Below are 22,863 nucleotides of genomic sequence, written 5' to 3'. Positions count from 1 at the left end.
CTACCAAATCATTTCTAGAAAAAGTGGCAATTAATTTACTTTGAGAATTTGAGCTTTGGAATCTGCAAAATCTATTTACGCTGAAGAGAATTGCTCAGATTCCTACCACCTGGCTTATTTCCAGACTGGTTATTCTTAGCAGCCGTAACTGTGAATGGAATAGCTTTATCAATTGGTACACCACTCAATTCCCCGTTGATATCCAAGACGTAGTTTCCAGGGGGTAGAGTTTTAGTAATAGGTAAGTACAGTTGACGAGTATTATTAGGTAATACTGGTAATGATGGTAATGAGCCTACATCTAATACAGATTTTGGTAATTTTTCTCCCGGTTTACCTGTATTAGCTATAGGTTTAGTAGCTTCACTACCTGGATATTGAGCAGCAGGCCAAATAGCATACTGACCACTTAACCGTACATAAGCATTACCTTTATTAGTAACATCAAATACAGCCTTGAGAGCATTCGGTTTGGCATCAACAGTAATAGAATTGAGGACACCAATTTTTTTAATCTCTCCCACATAACCATAAATTACTACCCCTAGCCGTGCATTTACCCTCACTCCTTGAGATGATTTGATTGGGTTGGGCGAAACTTCTTGGAGATAAAGTACAGCACGATGTTCACCTGGTTGGGGTTGAACTTTAGGACGAATAGCAAAGCGTATGGTTTGCGCGCCTCCAGGTGGAATTGTAAATTGAGAAGGAGTAAAAACTATCCACTGATCTAAAGATTGCTCATTAGAAGCAATGTCTTGGGCTTTATTATCTTCATTCATTGCCCAAGATTTGACACTGGCTTTTAGCGTCACTGGTTCAGAAGCAAGGTTAAGAACGCGAATAGTTTCAGTGCGTGTCTTATTACTATTAATTTTGACTTCCAATCGAGGTGGAGTGACACCAATATTAATTGCTGAAGCAGAAGGTATGCCCAGAGCCAAGGCTCCTAGTAAACTTAAAGCTATTTTGCTGATTTTTTTTAACTTTGGGATTGTGTTTTTCACTTTCATATTTCACATTACGAAAAAAACTAACGCCGATTAACTGTTACCGCCACATTGCCACCATATAAACCTGCTGACTGAGCAGTTGAGAGATCCATTTTCAATCGAAATCCCCCTTGCACTAAAGCTGTATTGCTATTTTGATCGCGGGAAATTTCAGTGATGGGTAATGGTTCTATGACTACTTGAACTGCCGAATTAGAACTCTGGGGATTACTTACCGCATTGTTGCGTCCATTTTCAGCCTTCATTTCATAAGTGGCATAGAGAAAACCAACTTGTTCTATAGGCACTCGCATTTGCCAGAAATTGGGAAAATCACGGCTGATAAAGTTATTAAAACCCGGAGGAGACAGCAATTGTTGTGAATTGGCAACAGACTCACTTTTGGCTGCAGGTACAATTTCTGATGCTGGTAAAGGAGGAATAACTAGTGTTTGAGGAGTAGATAACTGATTAATATTTGTAGGTTCAGTAATTCTCAAGAAAGACTGCCCTAAAGAAGGAGGCTGTGGCAATACTAAAAGTGTTATGCTTATAAAAAAGCAATTAATAATTTCAGTCCATAGCTTCTTTCGTGTTACTAGATTGCTGTCACCCTGTTTACATTTGTCTGGCATTTGGCATCAATCTCCACCATCCTTAAAGAACATCAAATAAATTTACCGACGCAAAGTTCAACCCCAATCTAAGAAAATTAGATTAAAGACTGCGTAAACATTGTTAAGTATTAGGTAAGGCTAAGGGTAGATGAAAAATATGTTGATATGATTAATCTAAGAACCTTAGCCCTGATTAACTAAAGTTGCTGAATAAAGAGATGAAAGTGTAATCAAAATGCCAATTCCGATGCCGTTATCCCTCAAACAGCAATATAAATTAGTTTGCGGTAGCTTTGATGTCAAGGGTTGCTCCGCTATATGTACCTGCTTGAGCAATTCCATTTCCTGGCACATCTATGGTTAAATCAACGCCACCAACGAAAGGAGTGACTAAGCCAGGGACAGGAGCAAAGTTTGGATTAGCGCCATTAGAACTCAGGGTTGCTGTAGCAGTACCATTGGTGAGAGCAGCATTTGCAACTGTTGCGTCGACAGTAATCCCCAGACCACGAGGGCTGTTAGACCAAACTGCAAATACCTTAGATATTGTTTTATCCACTGAGAGATTTGTGCCGTTGGTGTTGAATGGAGTGCTTTGATCGAGTGTACTACCGCTTGAATTTGCTGTACCGGTTTTATCAGTACCATCACTGGTATATGGTCCACTTCCAATTAATGTCTTTGCAGATAAGTCCGCAGGTTTAAGGTCTAAATCAATTGTGCTGACAGTCCGCAAGTAGAGAACTTCGGGTACTGAGAGAGTAACGGCCACGTTATTTGTAGTAGAAACTTGAGCATTGGCGGGTGCAACAATCACACTACTCAAGGCGCTAACAAAGGCAGAGGTAGCGGCGATAACTACTAAAAATCTGGTCTTCATGATCAACAATTTCTCCGTAATATTGTGTCTGTGTGAATTTAATTTGAGCTTGAGCAAATCTCAATATCTCGTTAAGCAAACAAATTTGATTTGCGGTTGATATCCAAGAAATAAAGTTCCAGTAAATTTACTGTTTATTAATCTTGGTTTATACGTTGTTTTATAGCTGTTGTCTTACAAATCACCTCCTTGTTAAATCACCCACAATTCTGTGCCGTTAGTCCCGTTCGTAGCAGTGAAGAACAGCCGCGTACCAACGACAGTGAGCTTGGCAGGGTTAGCAATTCCTGTAGTGTAAATATTGCTAAATTTCCGCGTACCAGAAACTGTGCCGTCGCTGCTCCACACTTCCCTGCTGCTACCATCAGAAGCCGCAAAATACAGGGTGCTATTGAAATTGACGAGATTAGTAGGAACACTATTATTCGGCTGGCTATTAGAATCGTTACCAGCCCAAATATCTTTAACTAGTACTGTATTGTTATCAGTACCATCTGTTTTCCAGAGTTCGAGACCACTTGCTGAGTCATAAGTCACGAAGTATAAGGTATTGCCAACGGCAGTCAAATCGGTAGGGCCAGTACCAATATTTGGTGCTTGTGTAGTGTCATTCTTAACCCTTACAGTGCCGTTAACTGTGCCGTCACTCTTCCAAAGTTCTGGCTGAAAGTTATTGCTATATTTGACAAAGTACAAAGTATTGCCAATAGCAGTTAAATATTCTGGCGCTACGCTGTTGTTACCGGATGTTGCATCTTTAACTAAACTAGCTGCTCCAGCTTGATACTTCCAGACTTCAAATCCGCTCGTACCATTATTGGCGGTGAAGTAGAGGCTACTGCCTATAGAAGTGAGGCTGTTTGGCGATGAACTGAGTACTCCTGTCCTGATGTCAATAACTTGTGTTCCGTTTTGAGTACCATCACTTGACCAAAGCTCAGTACCATAAGTGGGGTTATTGGCTGTGAAGAACAGCTGACCATTGACATTGGTGAGATTCAATGGTTTGGAACTATTGACACCAGGATAGATATCTTTAACGATCGCAGATGTTGTGCCGTTATATTCCCATAATTCCTGACCATGCGTGCCATCATCAGCAGTAAAGAAGAGTTTATTACCAACAACAGTAAGATTAGTAGGGTTAGAACTGCCAGAATTAGGATTAATATCACTAACTATTTGGGCTTGAGTGCCATCATATACCCAAAGTTCTCTACCTTTGACTCCATCATTAGCACTGAAGTATAGCTTGTTGTTGAAGACGGTCAGATTAGCTGGGTTAAAATTGCCAGAATTAATATTAGTTAGGCGAGTAGTATTAGCTACAGTACCATCACTCTTCCACAGTTGAGAGCCAGTACTACCATCGTTAGCAGTAAAGTACAAAATATTACTTCCGACTGTTAGATTGCTGGGATTTGAACTACCAGAACCGGAGTTGAGATCAAGCATCCTGGCTTGAGAATACCCAGACAAGTTTAAGGTGTAGTAAGTGTTGGCAGAACCAGAGACGTAAACGCGAACATAATAAGTCCCAACCCCCAAATTGGCGTTTATAGTTTCATTCGTATTCCCTGATTGAGCAGATGTTTGAATTACACTAGCGTTGCTATCCAACAGTTGCACATCTGCATTGTCAATCAACTCATTGAGGGTGAGATTGAATCCACTATTGGTATTAGACTTGAAAGTGTAGTAATCAATAGTGTCAATATTACCCACAAAATCGTTGAAAGTTTGAGAACCATTTAAAGTACCAATATCTTTTGCTGTAGAGAAGGAATTGGGAGCTTGATCTGCTGCTATGGCTTGAGCAGAAGTACTAAGAGTGTAGTTTGTTGCTACTCCTGTAGCAGGAGTAACAAGAGCGTAATAAATACCTGCATTCAAGCTGCGCCGAATGGTATCTATAGCAGTTCCTGATTGATTGGAACTTTGAATATTATTACCGTTAATATCTACCAGTTGTAAATCTGCATTTCCTGTTACTGGTGCTAAGGTGAAGTTAATTAAAGCAGCAGAAGTCAAATCAAAGCGATAATAATCTTTATTGTCAGATGAATTAACAAAATCTGAGTAGCTGTTAGTAGTTAACGGATTAATATTACGAGCTGTTCCTAAAGTGTTACCCGCATTATCTACTGGATCTGAAACCAGCGAAATCTGCAAATTATAGTTAGTAAAACCTGATGTTGCCTGAACTACACGAATGTAGTATGTTCCCTGGCTAACATTGCTGTTGATAGACTCTGAAGCATTGCCAGATTGAACAGAACTACCAATGATTGTCCCAGAAGAACTAAATAAGTATACATCGGCATTAGCTCCTAAGCCATTTAGGTTAATGCTGAGGTTCCCGTTGTTATTTAATTGAAATTTGTAATAGTCATTATCATCTACAACTGCACCAGTACTACCTACAAAATCAGTGGTGTTATAACTGGTGATTGTACCAATATCAAATGCGGTTCCAAGTGAATTATCAGAGCGGTTACTTTCTAAGATGATTTCAGATGAGAGACTGAGATTATAGTTTGTGCTAGTCGTACCCAAAACCTGGGCATAGTAAGTGCCAGCCGCTATGTTCCCACGAATTGATTCTGGGGTAGTACCTGAGTTAGTAGAGTTATAAAGAGAACTGCCAGAACTATTGAGCAATCTTAAATCGGCATTACTGCTCAAGCCATCCAAGCCCAAAGTAACAATACTGGAACTGCTAACAGTAAATTTATAAGTATCGCGGATGTCAGAGCTACTAAGAGAGTTTTGAAATATGCTCGTTGTGCTAGTGAGAGAACCACCAATATAAGTTGCAGTATCTAAAGCTGTGGCTATTGTACTTCCCGGATCGGGGAATCCAGAATAAGTTGGCATAGTTATTTATTATTTTTTATAAAGTTCAAGCACATATACTGGCTACAAGTTACTCAGAACATTCATCAACACAAAAACTATGTATTAGCTGATGCGATAAAATTTTTAATGTTCTTTGGCATCTCTCCTTTAAACTTCATTGCAAATAGAATTTAACTCTTAGGTAAAAGATGATGCCTGCGTGTAAGTACTTAATTAGATGAAGCTAATTGTTAAAAAAATAAATTATTTATGTAGATAATTTTAGTATAAAAAATTTTTTGATTAGATCCTGATTAAGGGTCTTTTCAAGCAAAATAATCGATAATACCATATCTGTTTTATTCTTTGCTAACTCGCTTACCCAAAGCATTTTTCGCCGCATTGCAATATGTTCCAAGCTACTCGTCGCCGTCTCGCCCTTTGGTATACTTCTGTCACTGCTGTATTACTACTACTGGTTGCCAGTGGCGTTTATTTATACGTTAGCCTCAATTATTTTATATTTGAAAGGTTGAATAACTAAGCTTCTACACCCACTTTGGCAAGACCCTGGCATCTTAAGATCAATAGCGATCGCTTTTTGTTTTCCAGCAAAATCTCACACTTCGTTGCTATCCCACCTCAGAATCAATTCTGATGCTAATAGCTAAAGTCTTTTTTTAGAGAACTAAGTACAAAATTTTTGGGAACTCCAAAAATTAAATTACTCAATTCCTCCATCCAAGACGGCTATCAAATTCTTCTTCCCCTGCAATGCCAGCTCCCTTTGCTCACTCAGGGATTGATTATTTTTTATTTGGAAGTCCTTTATACTGGAGATTATAGCGATGTCTACGACGGGCTACGCCTACGCAATAACTTTGGGGCGTAGACAGCAAGTAGTTTACTGCTAGGCATGGCTTTTCTCAAATGTGAATGTAGGTTTTTCAAAAAACTTTCAAAGACTCCCCTGAATAACCAAAAGCAGACAGATGGTTAACTAATGTTAAAAAAGGTTAATCTATTCATAAAGTAGTCAGGCTGGGAATTGAATATCACATTAAAAAAAGTTAATGGAAGCTGGAAATATTGATACAGAAGCTGTGAGGTTAGAAGCCCTCCGCCAGTATCAGATTCTTGACACCGAACCCGAAGAAGCTTACGACAATCTTGCTCAGTTAGCGGCATTTATTTGTGGCACTCCCATATCCTTGGTAAATTTTATTGATGAAAACCGTCAATGGTTTAAAGCGAAAGTAGGTTTAGATGTATCAGAAATGCCCCGGAGTGTTGGATTATCTTATCTTTGCCAACAGCAGCGTCATGTTGTAGTGATTTCTGATACCCTAGCTGATGAAAAGTTGGCAAATAATCCAGTCGTGACGGGCTATCCACATATACGATTTTATGCAGGTGTACCCTTAATTACTCCGAAGGGAGATATATTGGGAACTCTGTGCGCGATTGACCAAGTTCCACGGCAACTAAGCCAAAAACAAGTAGAGGCGTTTGTAGGTTTGAGTCGCCTGGTAATCGACCAACTAGAACTCAGACGTTATGTAGCTGAGGTATCTCAAGTTGCCGAAAAACTAATGGCGCACGAGCAAGCAGCCCGCGCCCAATCTGAAGCCGCCAAAACCCGCATCGCCAATCTTCTCGAAAGTATCACTGATGGTTTTTTTGCCCTAGATAAAAAGTGGCAATTTACCTATATTAATGGTCAAGCAGAACGGCTGTTGCAAAAAACTCACAATGAGCTTTTGGGTAAAAACATCTGGGAGGTGTTTCCAGAAATTATCGGCACAACATTTGATTGTGAATATCGCAGGGCAATCTTAGAACAGGTTAGTGTCGAATTTGAGGAGTTCTATCTGCCACAGCAGCAGTGGCTTAAAGTCCATGCCTATCCGGCAAAAGACGGCTTGTCTGTTTGTTTCCAAAACGTTACTGAACGACGGAAAACAGCAAAAGCACTACGAGAAAGTGAAGAACGTTGGCAATTAGCATTACATGGTAATAATGATGGTATTTGGGATTGGAACCTCAAGACTAATGAAGTGTTCTTCTCAACTCGATGGAAGGAAATGCTCGGCTATAAAGACCACGAAGTTTCCAACCGTTGGGATGAATGGACAAAACGAATCCATCCCGATGAGCAAGATTGGGTATTTCAGGCTTTCCAAGACCACTTTGCCAAGAAAACACCGTTTTACGTCTGTGAATATCGAGTCCAGTGCCAAGACGGCAGCTATAAATGGATTCTAGATCGAGGACAGGCACTTTGGGACGCATTGGGTGATATAGTGCGGATGGTTGGTTCTTATACTGATATCACAAATCGCAAGCGGGCAGATGAAGAATTAAAGCGGCAAAATCTGCGATCGCAACTATTTGCTGAAATTACCCTGAAAATTCGAAAATCTTTACAAATAGATGAAATTCTTCAAACCACTGTCACAGAGGTACAACAACTACTACAAGCTGACCGTGTGTTGATTTTTCGACTGGAACCTGACGGTTCGGGAACAGTGGTACAAGAAGCAGTGCTGCCTGGTTGGCCGATAATTCTAGGAAAAAATCTTTTTGACCCCTGTTTTAAAGAAGAATATATAGAGAGGTATCGCCAAGGGAGAGTAAGTGCCCTTGAAGACATTGAGGCTGCTCATATTCAACCATGCCATCGAGAATTTCTTCAGCAGTTTGCTGTCAGGGCTAATCTGGTAGTGCCGATTCTTGTCAGGGACGGTATTTGGGGTTTATTGCTAGCTCATCAGTGTGCCGCACCTCGACAGTGGAATCAGTTTGAAACAGATTTGTTACAGCAATTAGCTAACCAAATTGGGATTGCTTTATCTCAGGCACAACTATTAGAAAAAGAAACCCAGCAAAGTCAGGAACTTACTCGTTCTAATGCGGAATTAGAACAGTTTGCCTACGTAGCTTCCCATGATTTGCAAGAGCCATTGCGGATGGTAACTAGTTATTTACAACTGCTGGAGCGGAGATACAAAAACAAACTCGATGCCAATGCGGATCAGTTTATCACCTACGCAGTAAATGGGGCCAGCCGGATGCAGACCCTAATCAACGATTTATTAAACTATTCCCGCGTCAGCACTCGTGGACAACCTTTTGTGCCAGTTGATTGTAGTATTGTCTTAGAACAGGTGCTTGCTAATCTTCAAGTTGCGATCGCAGATCGAAAGGCAGTTGTCACCTATGATACTCTACCTCAAGTGATGGCTGATGCTACCCAATTGACACAAGTATTTCAAAACCTGATTGCCAACGCGATCAAATTTTGCGATCGTCAACAGCCATTAATTCACATTGGAGTAAGTAAGAGAGATGTAGATGTATTAGATGGAAAAAATTTAAATTTTATCCCCTCAGAGGATGAATGGTTGTTCTGGGTGCGTGATAATGGAATTGGTTTGGAATCCCAATATACTGAACGTATTTTTATAATTTTTCAGCGCTTACACGGTAGAGACAAGTATCCAGGTACTGGAATTGGTCTAGCAATTTGTAAGAAAATTATCGAACGCCACGGCGGCCGGATTTGGGTTGAGTCGAAACCGGGTCAAGGCTCGACTTTCTACTTCACAATTCCAGATAGAGCAGGTAAGCAATGGTAAATACCATAACAGCAATTATGCCTATTGAGGTTTTGTTAATAGAGGATAATCCTGGCGATGTCCAACTGACACGCATCGCTCTAGAAGATAGTAAAATCTCAATTCACTTGAATGTAGTCGAGGATGGTGTAGAGGCAATGGCATTCTTGCGAAAACAGGGAAAATATGCTAGATTACCTCATCCAGATATTGTATTGCTCGATTTTAACCTTCCGAAAAAAGATGGACGAGAAGTATTAGCAGAAATAAAAGGAGATGAAAACCTCAAACGAATTCCTGTAGTAGTTTTGACGACTTCCCAGGCAGAAGAAGATATCCTCAAAGCCTATAACCTTTTTGCTAACTGTTATATAACTAAGCCAGTAGATTTCGATCAATTTGTTAAAATTGTCCAATCAATAGAAAATTTTTGGTTTGCGATCGTAAAACTGCCACCGGAGTAATGGAAATGGCAGGTGAAAATATTATTAAAGTTTTGTTAATAGAAGACAACCCTGGTGATGTCTTATTGTTACAAGAGTTATTCAAAGAAGTTACCACAGTTGTAGTTGAGTTGATGCCCGTTAAACGGCTTTATGAAGCAGTCAACTACCTAACAAACGAAATTTTTGATGTTATTTTGTTAGACCTCTCGCTGCCAGATAGCCAGGGATTACAAACCTTTGTCATTGCTCACAATCAGGCAAAAGCAACTCCAATCATTGTGCTGACGGGTATAAATGATGAAACCCTAGCAACTAGCGCAATGCAACAAGGAGCGCAAGATTATTTAGTGAAGGGGCAAGTAACTGGTGACTTGCTGGTGCGATCTATGCGTTATGCCATCGAACGTCAAAGGGCAGACAACGCACTGCGGCAGAGTGAGGAGCGATTTCGGGTTGCTCTGAAAAACTCTCCAATCTTTGTCTACAACCAGGATAGAGATTTACGGTACACCTGGGTTTACAATCCCCCATCTGGGTTGACAGTTGAGAAAATATTGGGCAAACAAGACTTAGATATCATTCCATTAGAAGATGCTCAACGTCTGATTGCAATTAAACGTGGAGTGCTGAGTACAGGCATCGGAACGCGAGAAGAAGTATCAATTACTATCAAAGAGACAACGCGATATTACGATTTAACTGTCGAGCCACTACGGAATGAAACCCAAGAAATTATCGGGGTGACATGCGCCAGTATAGATATTAGCGAACGACAAGCTGCGCTACGCGATCGCAAATTGGCAGAAGAAAAAATTCGCGAACAAGCAGCATTACTAGATGTCACCACAGATGCCATTTGCGTCCGAGATTTAAACAATCAAATTATCTTCTGGAACAAAGGTGCAGAAACACTTTACGGCTGGCAAGCTACAGAGGCTCGGGGTAAAAATGCTAGTGAGCTTTTGTATGATGAACCTTCACCGGAAATTGAAGCGGCTCTATTGCAAGCTATTAGTCAAGGTAAATGGCAGGGTGAGTTAACAAAACTTACTAAAATGAACAAAGAGGTCCTTGTGGCTAGTCGCTGGAGTCTGGTTTGCGATGAACAAGGAAAACCCAAATCAATTCTCACCGTTGACACAGATATTACCGAGAAAAAGCATCTAGAAGCCCAATTATTTCGCGCTCAACGCCTGGAAAGTATTGGCACTTTAGCTAGTGGTATTGCTCACGACCTCAACAACATCCTGACACCGATTTTGGCAGGAGCGCAACTGCTATCGCTGAAATTTCCCGATGCAGATGAGCGGACTCGTCATCTACTAGAAATTTTAGAAATTAACGCTAGACGCGGTGCTAATTTAGTCAAACAGGTGCTGTCTTTTGCACGGGGTGTAGAAGGGAAGCACATAACTTTGCAACTCAAACATATAATTGTGGAAATTGCCAAGATTCTTAAAGAGACCTTTCCCAAATCGATAGAAATCAGCACTAATGTACCGCAAGATTTGTGGATGGTTTCTGGAGATAGTACCCAACTGCATCAAGTGCTGATGAACCTCTGCGTTAACGCCCGCGATGCTATGTCTAATGGCGGTACTTTGAGTCTCTCTGCCGAAAATATGTTGATTGACGCAAATTATGCGCGCATGAACCTAGAAGCCAAAGAGGGGTCTTACATAGTGACTACTGTCTCCGATACTGGAGTTGGGATTCCTAAAGAAATGCTAGATAGAATTTTCGAGCCATTCTTTACTACAAAAGATGTCGGACAAGGCACTGGTTTAGGACTTTCCACAGTATTGGGGATCGTTAAAAGTCACGGAGGTTTTGTGAACGTGTATAGTGAACCGGAAAGTGGCACTAGCTTTAAGGTTTACTTGCCAGCAGTGGGGGGAATAGAAACACTCAGCCCCGAAGATTTGCCACCACAGACAGGACATGGAGAATTGATTTTGGTTGTAGATGATGAAGCCGCCATTCAAGAGATTACGATAACATCATTAGAAGCTCACAACTACAAAATCTTAGTTGCCAGTGATGGCATTGAGGCGATCGCGCTATATGCTCAAAATAGAGACAAAATTAGTGCTGTCCTTATGGATATTATGCTGCCCTCACTGGATGGTTTAACAGCCATGCGTACCTTGCAAAAAATTAACCCCCAAGTCAAAATTATTGCCAGCACTGGACTTATGTCTGACAATAAGCTCAGTGCAGTAGCAGCTATTGGTGTCAATACATTTTTGTCGAAGCCCTATACTGTCAACGAATTATTGCTTTCTTTACATAAAGTACTATCGGAAGTCAAGTAATTACGTAATTATACTATTAATCTTAAGTATAAAAAACTGCTTTATTGATGTGAGTGCAAATTCCTTGGATTTGATATGATTGAGCATCTGTTAACACACTCCTTTTACCGATACTCACAGCTTGGCTAAATCAATATGCCTCGGTTTCTTAGGTTAATCATCAATATAGTAGTCTTAGGTGCATTGTTACTCATATCCCAGCAAGTTTGGGCGCAAGATTGGCGTCCGGTTCGCGGTGGCATCCCTTTCGGTATCAGTGGTATAGCTTTGATAGAGCAACAAAGCAATAGGCTCGATTTTCTGATTGTCCATGACAACAAACAAAAAAACCAAGGTCGTTTAGCAATTATTACGATTAAGGGTAAAAGGCAGCCTGAATATTTCCCCTTGAATTGGCCAAATAATACAGAATTGCCCATAGACTTAGAAGCTTTAACATCTGTTCCAGAGAAAACAAAATTTTCTTTTATAGCTTTAAGCAGTTCTGGGAAAGCTTATCACATCAGGTTCGAGCCTGCCAATAAAAGCATCTCAGTTCTCAAAGAATTCAATCTACCAGGAATTATTCAAGGAAATAACTTTGAATCATTTGGATTACAAAATATAGATGGTAAATTAGTTGCTCTTTGGGGACATCGAGGTGAAGGAGAACAACCAGCAACTATTTTTTGGGGAATGTTTGACTTGGCTAAATATCAAATTACCCTCGCAGGTTCTGCCAATCTAAAAGTACCGTTTCCATCTGGAAATGTTCGCCATATTTCAGATATTAAAGTAGACCCCGTAGGAATTGTATATATCACTTCAGCAAGTGATGCTGGGGATGATGGCCCATTTCAGTCGGCTGTGTATGTAGCTGGTTACTTGGGATTGCGTGGCAACAAAATTGTATGGCAGCAAAATTCTCAATTTGTTCCTCTCTACCGCTCTAATTATCACAAAATTGAAGCTATGGAACTTGTTCCCGGTGCAGAAGGCGGTGTAGTAGTTGGTACAGACGACGAGAATTTAGGTTCTTATGTGTACATTGTGGGTGGAAGTAGCTGACAAAGATCGGCACAAGAAAGGAAGGACGATCAATTGCTTGTCCAAGCTTGTTTATTTGCGATCGCCAACCAGTTTCCTTAAACATTAATATGCATATATTGAATACTTTGTCAATATTTTTAGGGCGATCGCAACCTAGTGTAGGTTGACCATTATCTCATCGATAACGACCACCCATTAATTACCCCTACACATTAAATCGGAACAACATTACATCCCCTTCCTGCACAACATACTCTTTCCCTTCACTGCGAACCAACCCTTTCTCCTTCGCAGCATTCATAGAACCAGTTGTTACCAAGTCTTTATAAGCGACTGTTTCGGCGCGAATAAATCCCCTTTCAAAATCACTGTGGATTACACCAGCAGCTTGAGGTGCAGACATTCCCGTATTAATTGTCCAAGCGCGGGTTTCTTTGGGACCACAAGTAAAATACGTCCGCAAGCCTAGAAGCATATAAGTTGCCCGAATCAATGATTTCAAACCGCCTTCTTCCACACCTAAAGACGCGAGGAAATCAGCTTTATCTGACTCTGGTAATTCTACTAATTCCGCTTCAACTTGAGCCGAAACTATCACAACTTGAGCATTTTCTGTCGCTGCAATTTGCCGCACTATTTCCACAAAATGATTACCAGTTGCCAACTCATCTTCAGATACATTGGCGGCGTAGATAATTGGCTTATAAGTAAGCAGATCCAGTCCTTTAATAATTTCTGTTTCTTCTTCGTTCAAGCTCACCTGACGCACCGATTTACCTTCATTTAAAACCACAGCTAATTTTTCTAAGACTGTGATTTCAAACTGTGCATCTTTGCTGGTACGAGCTTGTTTGCGAGTGCGGTCAATTCGCCGCTCAATTTGTGCTAAATCTGATAAACCCAACTCTATATTAATAATTTCAATATCTCGTGCTGGATCAACAGAACCAGCAACGTGGATAATATCATCATTTTCAAAACAACGTACCACATGAACGATCGCATCAACTTCCCGGATGTGGGACAGGAATTGATTTCCTAGTCCCTCACCCTGACTTGCACCTTTAACTAAACCGGCAATATCTACAAATTCAACCCGCGCCGGGATAGTTTGTGCCGAACTGGCAATCTTAGCAAGAACATTTAACCGTTCATCCGGTACTGCGACAACGCCGACATTCGGTTCAATCGTGCAAAAAGGGAAGTTAGCTGCTTCTGCTTTGGCATTAGCAACTACAGCATTAAATAAAGTAGATTTTCCGACGTTGGGAAGTCCGACAATTCCGGCTCTTAGCATTTTGGATTTTAGATTTGAGATTTTGAATTACATTACCAAGGTAATCTAAACAGGTTCTGGTATGGTTTGGGGAATTGGTGCTGGAACCGTCTGAGGAATGGGAGCAGGTACTGGTTCTGGTACAGGCCCAGGTAAAGGTTGGGGTATCGCTGGCCCAGGTACAGGTTCGGGACTCGGTAGCGGATTCGGCTCAGGATTGGGACTCGGTAGTGGACTCGGACCAGGAGTAGGAATTTGTGGATCGGGTATAGAAATCGCAGTAAGATTCAGCATGGTAAGTCTAAATTAAATTATTCAACCTTTCCACGCTAGATGACAACCTCATCTGTTGACATCTCCCCAAATAGCTATACCCACGAACACTTCCTTTAATAAATTACCGCTCTTGTCATTCTCTGCGTCCCTTTGCGCTTCCCTTTGCGCGACGGCAGTCGCTACAACGGGGGGAACCCCCGCAACGCGCTGCCTCCCCTTTGCGTTTAAACTCCAACCTCAATTCGCCACCATTTGCACAAAACTACTGCTCCTTTACCTTTTCTACCACCTCTGGCACTGGATCGTAACCACCTGGATGAAACGGATGACAGCGTAAAATCCGCCGAGTTGCCATCCAGCTACCACGAAACACTCCAAATCGTTCAATGGCTTGAATAGCATACATTGAACAAGTTGGTTGAAAGCGACAAGTCGGAAGAAACAATGGCGAGATAAACATTCGGTAGCCCCGAATTAGCCAAATCAATAATAATTTCATTGCAGCTACCCAAATCTTATAAATTAGTAACAGAGGTAAAAATTCTCATTTTGTTGCATCTTTGTTAATTACATTTTCTGACTCCACCTCAATTCCGGTTTTATGGCTGCAAATTGCGTCGGCTGCAATTTGGGTGTTACTCATCCTCCTGATTGCATGGGTGATAAACCGCTTTACCGACAAGCCAGAAATCGTGCGGAAGATAGTTCATATTGGCACTGGGAATGTGATTTTAATCGCTTGGTGGCTAGATATTCCCGCCAGTGTCGGGATTACAGCTTCTATTTTAGCGAGTGCAATCACCTTATTATCCTACCGATTGCCCATTCTTCCTGGTATTAATAGCGTCGGACGGCAAAGTTTAGGGACATTTTTTTACTCTGTAAGTTTCGGTATTTTAGTTGCCTGGTTCTGGTACTTGCAACAACCCCAGTACGCAGCACTCGGAATTTTGATAATGACTTGGGGAGATGGACTAGCAGCCTTGATTGGGCAGCGTTTTGGTAAACATAAGTATAAAGTTTTTGGGACAGAAAAAAGTTGGGAAGGCTCCCTAACTATGATGCTCGTTAGCTATCTCGTAAGTAGTTTGATTTTAGTTGGAACTCAAGGAAACAGTTGGCAAACTTGGGCAGTATCACTGTTAGTCGCAGTTATAGCTACTGCTTTAGAAGCTGTTTCATTTTTAGGTATTGACAATTTGACAGTTCCTTTGGGTAGTGCAGCACTTGCCTTCTTTTTAAGTCAGTTAGTTTTGAATTAGTAATTACCTTGAGTACTATTTCTAATTGAGCAAATAAGAGATAGTGTCAAAAATTCATCGTTAGTGAATAAATAGCCTGCAACGTTTCGGGGTTGAGTAAATCAGATCATATCTCAGTAGCACTATATTTGAGATTAGAAAAGAAATTGGATCTTAAATTATGGCTTGGGAAATTACCACTGAAGAGTTGTTGAAAAAGTACACTTCCGGTAAACGTAACTTTGCTGGGGCTGTGGTAATTAGAGAAAGAGGATATGGGCGAGAGTTCATTGATCTCGAAGGTGCTGTCTTGTGAAATATTAATTTGCATGGAGCCGATTTGAGGGGAGCCGATCTAAGTGGAGCCGATCTCTTTGGTGCTTCTCTGAGAGAAGCTCGGTTGGATGGTGCGATTATCAGGGATGCTAACTTGGAATGCGTTAATTTGTTTAGGTGTTATTTGATTGGTGCTGATTTGGTTGGAAGTAACTTGTATCATGCTAATGCCATCGGTGCTATTTTCCGTGAAGCTAGATTTTTGTATGGTGGTGAGCATAACGTTTTCATTTGTGCTGATTTCCGAGGTGCTTCCATTGCCCACGACGCTATCTGTAGAGCCATGAATGTAATTTGGGATACTACTATGCCCGATGGCACTATTGAACGTGGCCCCTACTTTGGAGAGTGGAAATCTATCAGGAAGTAAGGGAGCAGGTTCAAGAACAGGCTTGATAGCATTGAGTTTTTCTATAATCTCCTCAATAAATATTTCTTCATTTTTTTCCTGAAGTTCCGTAGGAATATTAGCAGAGAAATCATACCCCAAGAAAAAGTGGTAAAAAGTCAATTTTTCGTATCGGCTCAATCAACAAAAAATAAATCTTTTTGAATATATTCAATATCACCCATTACGTGAAAATTGAGCCGAGTCTATTACCGCGATCGCTCCAAAATCCAATCGAGTAAAATCGGATTGACTAACTCCGGCGCTTCATCCTGGGGACAATGCCCTACTCCCTCTAAAGGAATAAACTTTTCTACTTGCGGAAAGTTAGCTAATTCTCTACCTAAGTTTATTGGTTCCCACGGATCAGCCGTTCCCCACAAGATAATCACCGCACAGGATAACAGTGGTAAAAGTTCTTCTGGTAGAGGCCCTGTGGAATAAGAAGTAAAAGCTAGGAACACAGCACCAGCCCCTGGATCGCTTGCTGGTGAAGTGAGAATATCTACCAACTCATCTGTCACCATCTCAGCATTCGCATAGGCTTGCAGCAGAATTTTCCGCACCGTTTTCGGTTTGGCGAGTTGATTGAAAAAGAAATCACCAACTGGTTTGATAGATAACAGACGTTGGAGTAGAGGCGCTCCGTAACGACGAGATAAAGGTAAAGTTACCCGTTTGCGATCGTGTAACAGCCGTAAAGAACAGTTGAGTAATGCAACTCCCAAGGCAATATCTGGGTTGCTTACTGCGGCTTGCATGGCGACAATACAGCCAATAGAATTTCCAACTAAAAAAGCTGGCTCACCGACAACTTCGCAGCAAAAATCTGCTACTTGCTGTCCCCAGGTTTCTAATGTGTAAGTAATTTTTTCACCAGGTTGAGGTTTTGCGGAAGCGCCAAAACCAATCAAATCGATCGCATAAACACGGCAATTTTCCGCTAATACGGGAATATTTTTCCGCCAGTGCCACCAAGAAGCACCAAATCCATGCACCAGGATAACAGCTGGGCCAGTAGTTCCTTGGGTTTGATAGCAGATCGGAAAATCTTGCCAAATCCAGGTTTTTGTAGAGTTAAGTGCTGTTTTTGAACTTGAGGTTGTCATGATAAATTTGATGTAAAGAATGCTAAAAGTTTTTCAGTAGCAAGGCACAAGTAAAATTGTTTTTAATTTGCATAAAATTTATCAGATTTTCAAAATAAACCCTTTGCTCTAGTGATAGCCTATATATATACCACAAAAGTTTCTAGGCTGATAATACTAGTATTAAGCTGATAATTTTATCCAGTATAGAGAGTTCTCATCTTGTTGATAGAGGTAATTTACTCACAACTGAGATTATGTCAGTATTAGAAATTATAACTTCTCTAATATGAGTAATATTTGGGCTATTTTTTAGATGTGAGTAAATTAACATCAGTGCTAGATTCAGTAGTTTCACAATTTACGATCGCAAATTTGGTCTATAAGATTGGCGAATATGAGGCATCGGCTAAGGGGTGGTTTGCAACTGGAAACTGACGCTGAATTTAACAATATTTTTCTTGTTCCTAATTCTGCGAGCCAGAAAACATGAATCTACTAGAAACAATTGATACTCCCGTTGGAAGCTACGCACCAGATTTTGAACTGCCAGGAATTGATGGTCAAGTACACCATCTCAGGCGTTATCTTGAAAAGTTCCGAGCAGTCGGCGTTATTTCCATGTGTAACCACTGTCCTTATGTAGAGTGGTATTTAGGCAGACTAAAAAACATTCAAGCCGAATTTGCCCCAAAAAGCTTCACACTAATTGGACTGAATGGTAGTAATGTTGACTACGACACTAGGTCAAGCTTTGAAAACATGAAAGCTTTTGCCCTACGTCACCAGTTGAACTTCCCCTACCTGTGGGATTCAACGCAAGATGTGACCGGTAGTTTCGGCGCAACAAAAACACCAACGGCCTTTCTAATAGATACTAACGGTATAGTCCGTTACAAAGGTAAAATTGATAATCATCCCCAAAAGCCATCATCAGTGGGACAGGATTATTTGAGAACTGCGATCGCTTCTCTGTTTAAAGGTGAAGAAATAGCCATACCACAAACAGAACCAGTAGGTACTACATTGATTTGGCGTAACTAGACATAGATAGTCCCTGTAACTGCTATCTTAAATTGGAGGCAATTGCAACTTTTTTGATAAAGCGTAACTTCATGGGAACGAATTACCGACGGGTTTTACTCAAACTGAGCGGTGAAGCCTTAATGGGCAACATGGGCTATGGCATTGATCCCGAAGTGGTCAAAGGAATAGCACAAGAACTAGCAGAGGTGATAACCACTGGCACTCAAATCGCCATAGTTGTTGGCGGCGGCAATATTTTTCGTGGCGTCAAAGCAGCGTCGGCGGGGATGGACAGGGCAACCGCTGACTATATCGGGATGATTGCCACGGTAATGAATGCCATGACGCTGCAAGATTCGCTAGAACACATAGGAGTACAGACGCGGGTGCAAACTGCGATCGCTATGCAAGAATTAGCAGAACCGTATATCCGTCGTCGTGCTATCCGTCATCTTGAAAAAGGGCGGGTGGTAATTTTTGGTGCTGGTTCTGGAAATCCCTTTTTTACTACAGATACTACTGCGGCATTAAGAGCCGCAGAAATTGATGCTGAGGTGATTTTTAAAGCCACCAAAGTAGATGGAGTATATGATGCCGATCCTCATATTTATCCTGACGCCAAGCGTTACAATAGCTTAACCTACGCGCACGTTTTAGCCAAAGATTTGCGGGTGATGGATAGTACTGCGATCGCCTTGTGTAAAGAAAATAATATCCCAATTCTGGTATTTGACCTAACGGTGCGAGGAAATATCCACCGAGCAGTCTTGGGAGAATCCATCGGCACCCTTGTGGGAGGTTCTTGTGAAATTAGCTGAAGCTGAAAGTACGATGCAAAAAACTGTTGAGGCAACTCAACGAGCTTTTAACTCGATTCGCACTGGTCGCGCCAATGCGAGTCTATTAGATAAGGTACTGGTAGACTATTACGGTTCGCCTACTTCCTTAAAATCACTGGCAAATATTAGCACGCCGGATGCTACGACGATCTTAATTCAACCCTACGAGCGCAACACCCTAAACATCGTTGAGAAGGCTATTTCCCTCTCAGATGTGGGTTTAACACCCAGTAACGACGGTTCTGTAATCCGGTTGAATATTCCGCCCTTAACGAGCGAACGCCGTAAAGAATTCGTCAAAATGGCATCTAAGTATGCTGAAGAGGGTCGTGTTGCTATTCGCAACATTCGCCGCGATGCCATAGACGCCATTCGCAAACAGGAAAAAGCCTCTGAAATCTCCAAAGATGAATCAAAAGACCAACAAGACAACTTGCAAAAACTGACAAACGAGTATAACGCCAAAATAGACGCACTGTTGGCAGAAAAAGAAAAAGACATCACGACTGTTTAAAGTCTAAAGTCTTAAGTATAAAGGCTGAAGGATAATGGATAAATTCTTCAGCCTTTATTATTTCTTAGGTATCTAACAAAAATTGATCAAGTATCTGAATAGAAAATAAACTAATTGAGGAGCAAAAATTCAGCCTTATGTACGACTGCATCATCATCGGCGCTGGACCAGCTGGTGGAACAGCTGCATATCATTTAGCCAAACAAGGTCGCTCAGTATTAGTGTTGGAAAAAGAATCTCTGCCAAGATATAAACCTTGTGGTGGTGGTGTATCTCCAGCGATCGCTCAATGGTTTGACTTTGATTTTAGCCCAGCGATTTCTGTAAAAGCCGACTCCCTTCGTTTTACCTGGAAATTGGGCGACCCCGTGGAAGCAAAAATCGCCACCAAAGAACCAATCTGGATGGTGCGACGAGATATTTTTGACCATTTCCTAGTGCAGCAAGCACAGAAGCAAGGGGCTGAAGTACGAGATAATACGGTAGTAACTGGTATTGAATTTCAAAGTGACTATTGGCAAGTTAACACAGCTAATGGCCCAGTTACAGGTCGCTATTTAATCGCGGCTGATGGTGCCAAAGGCCCAATGGCAAAATGGCTAGGTTTCAAAGAACGTAAACGTCTGCTCACAGGGGCTTTAGAGGCAGAAATCCCTGGCATTATAGAAAACAAACCCACAATTCATTTTGAATTTGGCTTGGTTAAAAACGGCTATCTCTGGAACTTCCCCAAAGCTGATGGTTATTCCATAGGTGTTGGGACGTTTATTGGTCGTCAACCCCAGGACTTCAAAAATATTTTGGATGAGTATGCCAAATCGTTGAATCTAGACCTCAAAATCGGCAAACAATATGGTCATCCCTTATGTATTTGGGATGGTAATCAAAAGCTGCACACGCAAAATGCAGTTTTAGCTGGGGAAGCTGCTTGTGTGGTTGATCCCATGACAGCAGAAGGCATTCGCCCTTCAATTTTTAGTGGTTTACTCGCAGCCGCAACCATTAATGAAGCACTTTCTAGTGACACTAATGCTTTAGAAAAATATAGCAAAGCCATTAATGAAGAATTGGGTACTGAGATGGCTTGGGCGCAAAAATTAGCTGGAGCATTCTATCGCTTTTCCAATATTGGCTACAAAGTTGGTGTTAAGCATCCCTCGGCTCCCCAGATCATGGGTAAGATTATGTGTGGAGAACTGCGCTATGGCGATGTTACCGGTCGTGCCCTTAAGCGTTTAATTCCTGGTTTTGGAGGTTAATTAACCAGATAAGTTACTTGAGCAACTTGTTAAAGGTAGGCAAACTTCCGCCAGATTGTACTAGGCATTTCTCAATATGGCAATTTACTTGACAAAACGGCTGTCTATATTCGCTAATATTCTTGCTCTTGTCCTCTTCATGCCGGGAATTGCCTTAGCTGCACCCGTTCAAATCAATACGACTTATGGTGTTATTTTCGCTCCAAGTACCAAAACTGCAAGCTACCCCACCTCGTCAGACATTAGCCTGACTCCCTTACAACGCCAGGAACTCCAGGCTGTGCGTCAGAGAAGAAATAGGGAAATTGTGGCAGTATTAAACTCATCTCAGCGTGACCAACTTAATCACAATCTCCGAGCTGGTAATAATATTAAGCAGGCGCTAGAAAAACTAAATTTACAACCAGAACAGCAAGATTTAGTAAAGGCGATCGTGCAATTTACTAACTTGAAAATGAAAGCTATTTCATCTAGGTATTTGCTGACAATAGGAGAGAATTAACAATTCAAAATTCAAAATTCAAAATTAAAGACATTTTCAAACGGGGATTTAAACCCCGACTGAAACTGATACTACGTATAGACGTAGGGATCTTAAACCCTTTAATTTACGATAAAGGTTTGATTTGTAGAACTTATGGAAACAGCTGACTAATCTGGACTTCAATTTCTGGAAATGCAATCAAGGATAAGGTTGTATTTTTCTGCAAAATAAATTCAAGATTGTAACCTTTCAAGCTTGGTTCGCGGAAAACGTAAACCTGACGCTGATTTACATCCGAAATCCAGTAGTCAGCAATTCCTGCTGTAGTATAAAGAGGCACTTTTTGTTTGCGATCTGTCTCTAGTGTTGAATAGTCAAAACCATTAACCAATCGAAAACCCTCACAGAGGTGGCTACAGAGATGATGGTAGGTTATTACTAGCTATAATGTATCGTTGTAGAGGATAGCAAAGTGTTACTAAGGGGCAAATAAAGGCAAATCCCTCAATAGTTGCCTAGAGAGGGATTTAGTGTGGGCTAGAGAGGGATTTTGGGGTGAGTGTGGCGTTGATTTTTTAACTGCTAGTTTAAATTACTTGCTTTCTCAACTGCTTCCTTTAACTCTTCAAAGGTAATACTACCGTCTTTGTCTGAATCATACTCTACTAGTAACTCCTGGGGACTAGTGGTATTTGTTTCTGATGAGATGATTGCACTTAAGCCAGGACTTAAAAAAAGATCATTAATGGAGATTTTGCCGTCTTGATCGCCATCTAAGGTATTAAAAAGAGATTGAAGCTCTTGCTCGGTTGTCATAAGTTTCTATCTGAATTGATTTTTCAATTTAATATCTCAAAATCTTGACAAAGACGCAAGGACAATTAAGACAGTTAAGGAAAATTTAATGAAATTTTTATACTTGGCAATGTTTTTTATAAGAGACTCGACCGCCCACTAGAGATTTTTCAACCCGCTGGGTATACAGTAAAATATACTACTAAAAACTGTCAAGTATTAAGCAAAAAAATTACAGTTATGTGTGGGATGTCGGGAAATGGGAGTATTATGGCCCGTGGGAGAGTGTGGCAACAAGATTTTAGCGATATCTGGCTCAGGTTCGGAGTATTGGCTCAACTAAATGGGATTTTGCACCCGAACTAAGGCAACTTATACTAGCGATGCCTGCAGCGGGCTGCGCCAACGCTTGAGATAATCAGATGTACAAAGCGTTGTTGCTGCATGAAGGGGATTTTTGGCGCTCATCGGGTAACTTGCCCATCAATCAGTTCTACCCGTTTATCCTCTGTAATAATACCCGTTTCAAACATCTGGTGATATTCGTTTACAGTCCACAGGCGCACTCTAGTTTGTGTGATTGTATTTCCTCTAGCCATCGCACATC

General features: G+C 41.1%; 24 protein-coding genes. 13 read left to right on the top strand and 11 right to left on the bottom strand.

Annotation, left to right across the window (positions count from 1 at the left end; translation table 11 throughout):
* Positions 1 to 71: 71 nt before the first annotated feature.
* From V7K60_RS24500 to V7K60_RS24485, 4 genes are all read right to left on the bottom strand, one after another.
* Positions 72 to 1,013: a fimbrial biogenesis chaperone gene (locus V7K60_RS24500; protein ID WP_442944462.1), complete on the bottom strand. Its 942-nt coding sequence runs from the start codon at positions 1,011 to 1,013 to the stop codon at positions 72 to 74.
* A 20-nt stretch (positions 1,014 to 1,033) separates the two neighbouring features.
* Positions 1,034 to 1,525: a hypothetical protein gene (locus V7K60_RS24495; RefSeq protein WP_334929165.1), complete on the bottom strand. Its 492-nt coding sequence runs from the start codon at positions 1,523 to 1,525 to the stop codon at positions 1,034 to 1,036.
* 361 nt (positions 1,526 to 1,886) lie between these two features.
* On the bottom strand, positions 1,887 to 2,489 hold the full coding sequence (locus V7K60_RS24490) for a hypothetical protein (protein WP_334929163.1): 603 nt from the start codon (positions 2,487 to 2,489) through the stop codon (positions 1,887 to 1,889).
* Positions 2,490 to 2,681: 192 nt separating this feature from the next.
* Positions 2,682 to 5,366, bottom strand: coding sequence for an ELWxxDGT repeat protein (locus V7K60_RS24485; protein WP_334929161.1), 2,685 nt, complete (start codon positions 5,364 to 5,366; stop codon positions 2,682 to 2,684).
* A gap of 370 nt (positions 5,367 to 5,736) precedes the next feature.
* Here V7K60_RS24485 and V7K60_RS24480 point away from each other — a divergent pair, with 370 nt between their 5' ends.
* The 5 genes from V7K60_RS24480 (at position 5,737) to V7K60_RS24460 (ending at position 12,752) form a co-directional block, all read left to right on the top strand.
* Entirely contained in the window at positions 5,737 to 5,871 is a 135-nt protein-coding gene (locus V7K60_RS24480; RefSeq protein ID WP_334929427.1) for a hypothetical protein, read from the top strand.
* Between the two features lie 529 nt (positions 5,872 to 6,400).
* Positions 6,401 to 8,965: a GAF domain-containing protein gene (locus V7K60_RS24475; RefSeq protein WP_334929159.1), complete on the top strand. Its 2,565-nt coding sequence runs from the start codon at positions 6,401 to 6,403 to the stop codon at positions 8,963 to 8,965.
* Positions 8,959 to 9,408, top strand: a complete 450-nt coding sequence (locus tag V7K60_RS24470) for a response regulator (protein ID WP_334929157.1) — start codon at positions 8,959 to 8,961, stop codon at positions 9,406 to 9,408. The genes V7K60_RS24475 and V7K60_RS24470 overlap by 7 nt, the downstream gene beginning before the upstream one ends.
* A 5-nt stretch (positions 9,409 to 9,413) precedes the next feature.
* Complete coding sequence (locus V7K60_RS24465; RefSeq protein ID WP_334929411.1) at positions 9,414 to 11,705, top strand: hybrid sensor histidine kinase/response regulator; 2,292 nt, start codon at positions 9,414 to 9,416, stop codon at positions 11,703 to 11,705.
* Between the two features lie 135 nt (positions 11,706 to 11,840).
* Positions 11,841 to 12,752 (top strand): hypothetical protein, encoded by a 912-nt coding sequence (locus V7K60_RS24460; protein ID WP_334929155.1) that lies wholly within the window; start codon positions 11,841 to 11,843, stop codon positions 12,750 to 12,752.
* A 187-nt stretch (positions 12,753 to 12,939) separates the two neighbouring features.
* Here the strand turns inward: V7K60_RS24460 and ychF are convergent, their stop codons facing one another.
* The 3 genes from ychF to yidD form a co-directional block, all read right to left on the bottom strand.
* Positions 12,940 to 14,031, bottom strand: a complete 1,092-nt coding sequence (gene ychF / locus V7K60_RS24455) for a redox-regulated ATPase YchF (RefSeq protein WP_334929153.1) — start codon at positions 14,029 to 14,031, stop codon at positions 12,940 to 12,942.
* Between the two features lie 45 nt (positions 14,032 to 14,076).
* Entirely contained in the window at positions 14,077 to 14,304 is a 228-nt protein-coding gene (locus V7K60_RS24450; protein WP_334929151.1) for a hypothetical protein, read from the bottom strand.
* Positions 14,305 to 14,548: 244 nt separating this feature from the next.
* Positions 14,549 to 14,785 (bottom strand): membrane protein insertion efficiency factor YidD, encoded by a 237-nt coding sequence (gene yidD / locus V7K60_RS24445; protein WP_334821667.1) that lies wholly within the window; start codon positions 14,783 to 14,785, stop codon positions 14,549 to 14,551.
* Positions 14,786 to 14,846: 61 nt separating this feature from the next.
* Here yidD and V7K60_RS24440 point away from each other — a divergent pair, with 61 nt between their 5' ends.
* The 3 genes from V7K60_RS24440 (at position 14,847) to V7K60_RS24430 (ending at position 16,233) form a co-directional block, all read left to right on the top strand.
* Positions 14,847 to 15,548 carry a diacylglycerol/polyprenol kinase family protein gene (locus tag V7K60_RS24440; protein WP_334929149.1) on the top strand — a complete coding sequence of 234 codons (702 nt, stop codon included), beginning with the start codon at positions 14,847 to 14,849 and terminating at the stop codon, positions 15,546 to 15,548.
* 160 nt (positions 15,549 to 15,708) lie between these two features.
* Positions 15,709 to 15,843: a hypothetical protein gene (locus V7K60_RS24435; RefSeq protein ID WP_334929148.1), complete on the top strand. Its 135-nt coding sequence runs from the start codon at positions 15,709 to 15,711 to the stop codon at positions 15,841 to 15,843.
* Positions 15,844 to 15,852: 9 nt separating this feature from the next.
* Positions 15,853 to 16,233 (top strand): pentapeptide repeat-containing protein, encoded by a 381-nt coding sequence (locus V7K60_RS24430; RefSeq protein ID WP_334929146.1) that lies wholly within the window; start codon positions 15,853 to 15,855, stop codon positions 16,231 to 16,233.
* A gap of 227 nt (positions 16,234 to 16,460) precedes the next feature.
* Here V7K60_RS24430 and V7K60_RS24425 read toward each other — a convergent pair whose 3' ends face one another.
* Positions 16,461 to 17,360 carry an alpha/beta fold hydrolase gene (locus tag V7K60_RS24425; RefSeq protein ID WP_334929144.1) on the bottom strand — a complete coding sequence of 300 codons (900 nt, stop codon included), beginning with the start codon at positions 17,358 to 17,360 and terminating at the stop codon, positions 16,461 to 16,463.
* Positions 17,361 to 17,828: 468 nt separating this feature from the next.
* On the opposite strand from V7K60_RS24425, the gene V7K60_RS24420 reads away from it, so the two are divergent.
* The 5 genes from V7K60_RS24420 to V7K60_RS24400 all read left to right on the top strand — a co-directional run bounded on the left by V7K60_RS24420 (position 17,829) and on the right by V7K60_RS24400 (position 21,479).
* Positions 17,829 to 18,383 carry a thioredoxin family protein gene (locus V7K60_RS24420; protein WP_334929142.1) on the top strand — a complete coding sequence of 185 codons (555 nt, stop codon included), beginning with the start codon at positions 17,829 to 17,831 and terminating at the stop codon, positions 18,381 to 18,383.
* Positions 18,384 to 18,454: 71 nt separating this feature from the next.
* Positions 18,455 to 19,183 carry a UMP kinase gene (gene pyrH / locus V7K60_RS24415; RefSeq protein WP_334929140.1) on the top strand — a complete coding sequence of 243 codons (729 nt, stop codon included), beginning with the start codon at positions 18,455 to 18,457 and terminating at the stop codon, positions 19,181 to 19,183.
* Positions 19,170 to 19,718, top strand: coding sequence for a ribosome recycling factor (gene frr / locus V7K60_RS24410; RefSeq protein WP_292779525.1), 549 nt, complete (start codon positions 19,170 to 19,172; stop codon positions 19,716 to 19,718). The genes pyrH and frr overlap by 14 nt, the downstream gene beginning before the upstream one ends.
* 137 nt (positions 19,719 to 19,855) lie before the next feature.
* Positions 19,856 to 20,977, top strand: coding sequence for a geranylgeranyl reductase family protein (locus tag V7K60_RS24405; RefSeq protein ID WP_334929138.1), 1,122 nt, complete (start codon positions 19,856 to 19,858; stop codon positions 20,975 to 20,977).
* A 76-nt stretch (positions 20,978 to 21,053) separates the two neighbouring features.
* Positions 21,054 to 21,479: a hypothetical protein gene (locus V7K60_RS24400; protein ID WP_334929136.1), complete on the top strand. Its 426-nt coding sequence runs from the start codon at positions 21,054 to 21,056 to the stop codon at positions 21,477 to 21,479.
* Between the two features lie 133 nt (positions 21,480 to 21,612).
* On the opposite strand, the gene V7K60_RS24395 is transcribed toward V7K60_RS24400, so the two are convergent.
* The 3 genes from V7K60_RS24395 to V7K60_RS24385 form a co-directional block, all read right to left on the bottom strand.
* Positions 21,613 to 21,852 (bottom strand): Uma2 family endonuclease, encoded by a 240-nt coding sequence (locus tag V7K60_RS24395; protein WP_334929134.1) that lies wholly within the window; start codon positions 21,850 to 21,852, stop codon positions 21,613 to 21,615.
* A gap of 191 nt (positions 21,853 to 22,043) precedes the next feature.
* The gene (locus tag V7K60_RS24390; RefSeq protein ID WP_334929132.1) at positions 22,044 to 22,277 is read right to left on the bottom strand and encodes an EF-hand domain-containing protein; all 234 of its coding nucleotides are present in this window, start codon (positions 22,275 to 22,277) and stop codon (positions 22,044 to 22,046) included.
* Between the two features lie 443 nt (positions 22,278 to 22,720).
* A complete protein-coding gene (locus tag V7K60_RS24385; protein WP_334929130.1) occupies positions 22,721 to 22,855 on the bottom strand; it encodes a hypothetical protein in 135 nt (44 codons plus the stop codon).
* Positions 22,856 to 22,863: the final 8 nt, after the last annotated feature.

Origin of the sequence: Nostoc sp., from assembly GCF_036917555.1 — a bacterium.
Classification (GTDB): Bacteria; Cyanobacteriota; Cyanobacteriia; order Cyanobacteriales; family Nostocaceae; genus Nostoc.
The sequence above is the reverse complement of the archived record's forward strand: the minus strand, read 5'-3'. Positions and strand labels throughout refer to the sequence as shown.

Bases quoted from the DNA above. Each gene is read 5' to 3' on its own strand.
- ychF (WP_334929153.1), bottom strand. From the start codon at position 14,031: ATGCTAAGAGCCGGAATTGTCGGACTTCCCAACGTCGGAAAATCTACT.
- V7K60_RS24480 (WP_334929427.1), top strand. From the start codon at position 5,737: ATGTTCCAAGCTACTCGTCGCCGTCTCGCCCTTTGGTATACTTCTGTC.
- V7K60_RS24465 (WP_334929411.1), top strand. From the start codon at position 9,414: ATGGCAGGTGAAAATATTATTAAAGTTTTGTTAATAGAAGACAACCCT.
- V7K60_RS24390 (WP_334929132.1), bottom strand. From the start codon at position 22,277: ATGACAACCGAGCAAGAGCTTCAATCTCTTTTTAATACCTTAGATGGC.
- V7K60_RS24405 (WP_334929138.1), top strand. From the start codon at position 19,856: ATGTACGACTGCATCATCATCGGCGCTGGACCAGCTGGTGGAACAGCT.
- V7K60_RS24475 (WP_334929159.1), top strand. From the start codon at position 6,401: ATGGAAGCTGGAAATATTGATACAGAAGCTGTGAGGTTAGAAGCCCTC.
- V7K60_RS24500 (WP_442944462.1), bottom strand. From the start codon at position 1,013: ATGAAAGTGAAAAACACAATCCCAAAGTTAAAAAAAATCAGCAAAATA.
- V7K60_RS24450 (WP_334929151.1), bottom strand. From the start codon at position 14,304: ATGCTGAATCTTACTGCGATTTCTATACCCGATCCACAAATTCCTACT.
- V7K60_RS24400 (WP_334929136.1), top strand. From the start codon at position 21,054: ATGGCAATTTACTTGACAAAACGGCTGTCTATATTCGCTAATATTCTT.
- V7K60_RS24490 (WP_334929163.1), bottom strand. From the start codon at position 2,489: ATGAAGACCAGATTTTTAGTAGTTATCGCCGCTACCTCTGCCTTTGTT.
- V7K60_RS24385 (WP_334929130.1), bottom strand. From the start codon at position 22,855: ATGGCTAGAGGAAATACAATCACACAAACTAGAGTGCGCCTGTGGACT.
- V7K60_RS24435 (WP_334929148.1), top strand. From the start codon at position 15,709: ATGGCTTGGGAAATTACCACTGAAGAGTTGTTGAAAAAGTACACTTCC.
- V7K60_RS24485 (WP_334929161.1), bottom strand. From the start codon at position 5,366: ATGCCAACTTATTCTGGATTCCCCGATCCGGGAAGTACAATAGCCACA.
- V7K60_RS24420 (WP_334929142.1), top strand. From the start codon at position 17,829: ATGAATCTACTAGAAACAATTGATACTCCCGTTGGAAGCTACGCACCA.
- pyrH (WP_334929140.1), top strand. From the start codon at position 18,455: ATGGGAACGAATTACCGACGGGTTTTACTCAAACTGAGCGGTGAAGCC.
- V7K60_RS24425 (WP_334929144.1), bottom strand. From the start codon at position 17,360: ATGACAACCTCAAGTTCAAAAACAGCACTTAACTCTACAAAAACCTGG.
- yidD (WP_334821667.1), bottom strand. From the start codon at position 14,785: ATGAAATTATTATTGATTTGGCTAATTCGGGGCTACCGAATGTTTATC.
- V7K60_RS24460 (WP_334929155.1), top strand. From the start codon at position 11,841: ATGCCTCGGTTTCTTAGGTTAATCATCAATATAGTAGTCTTAGGTGCA.
- V7K60_RS24470 (WP_334929157.1), top strand. From the start codon at position 8,959: ATGGTAAATACCATAACAGCAATTATGCCTATTGAGGTTTTGTTAATA.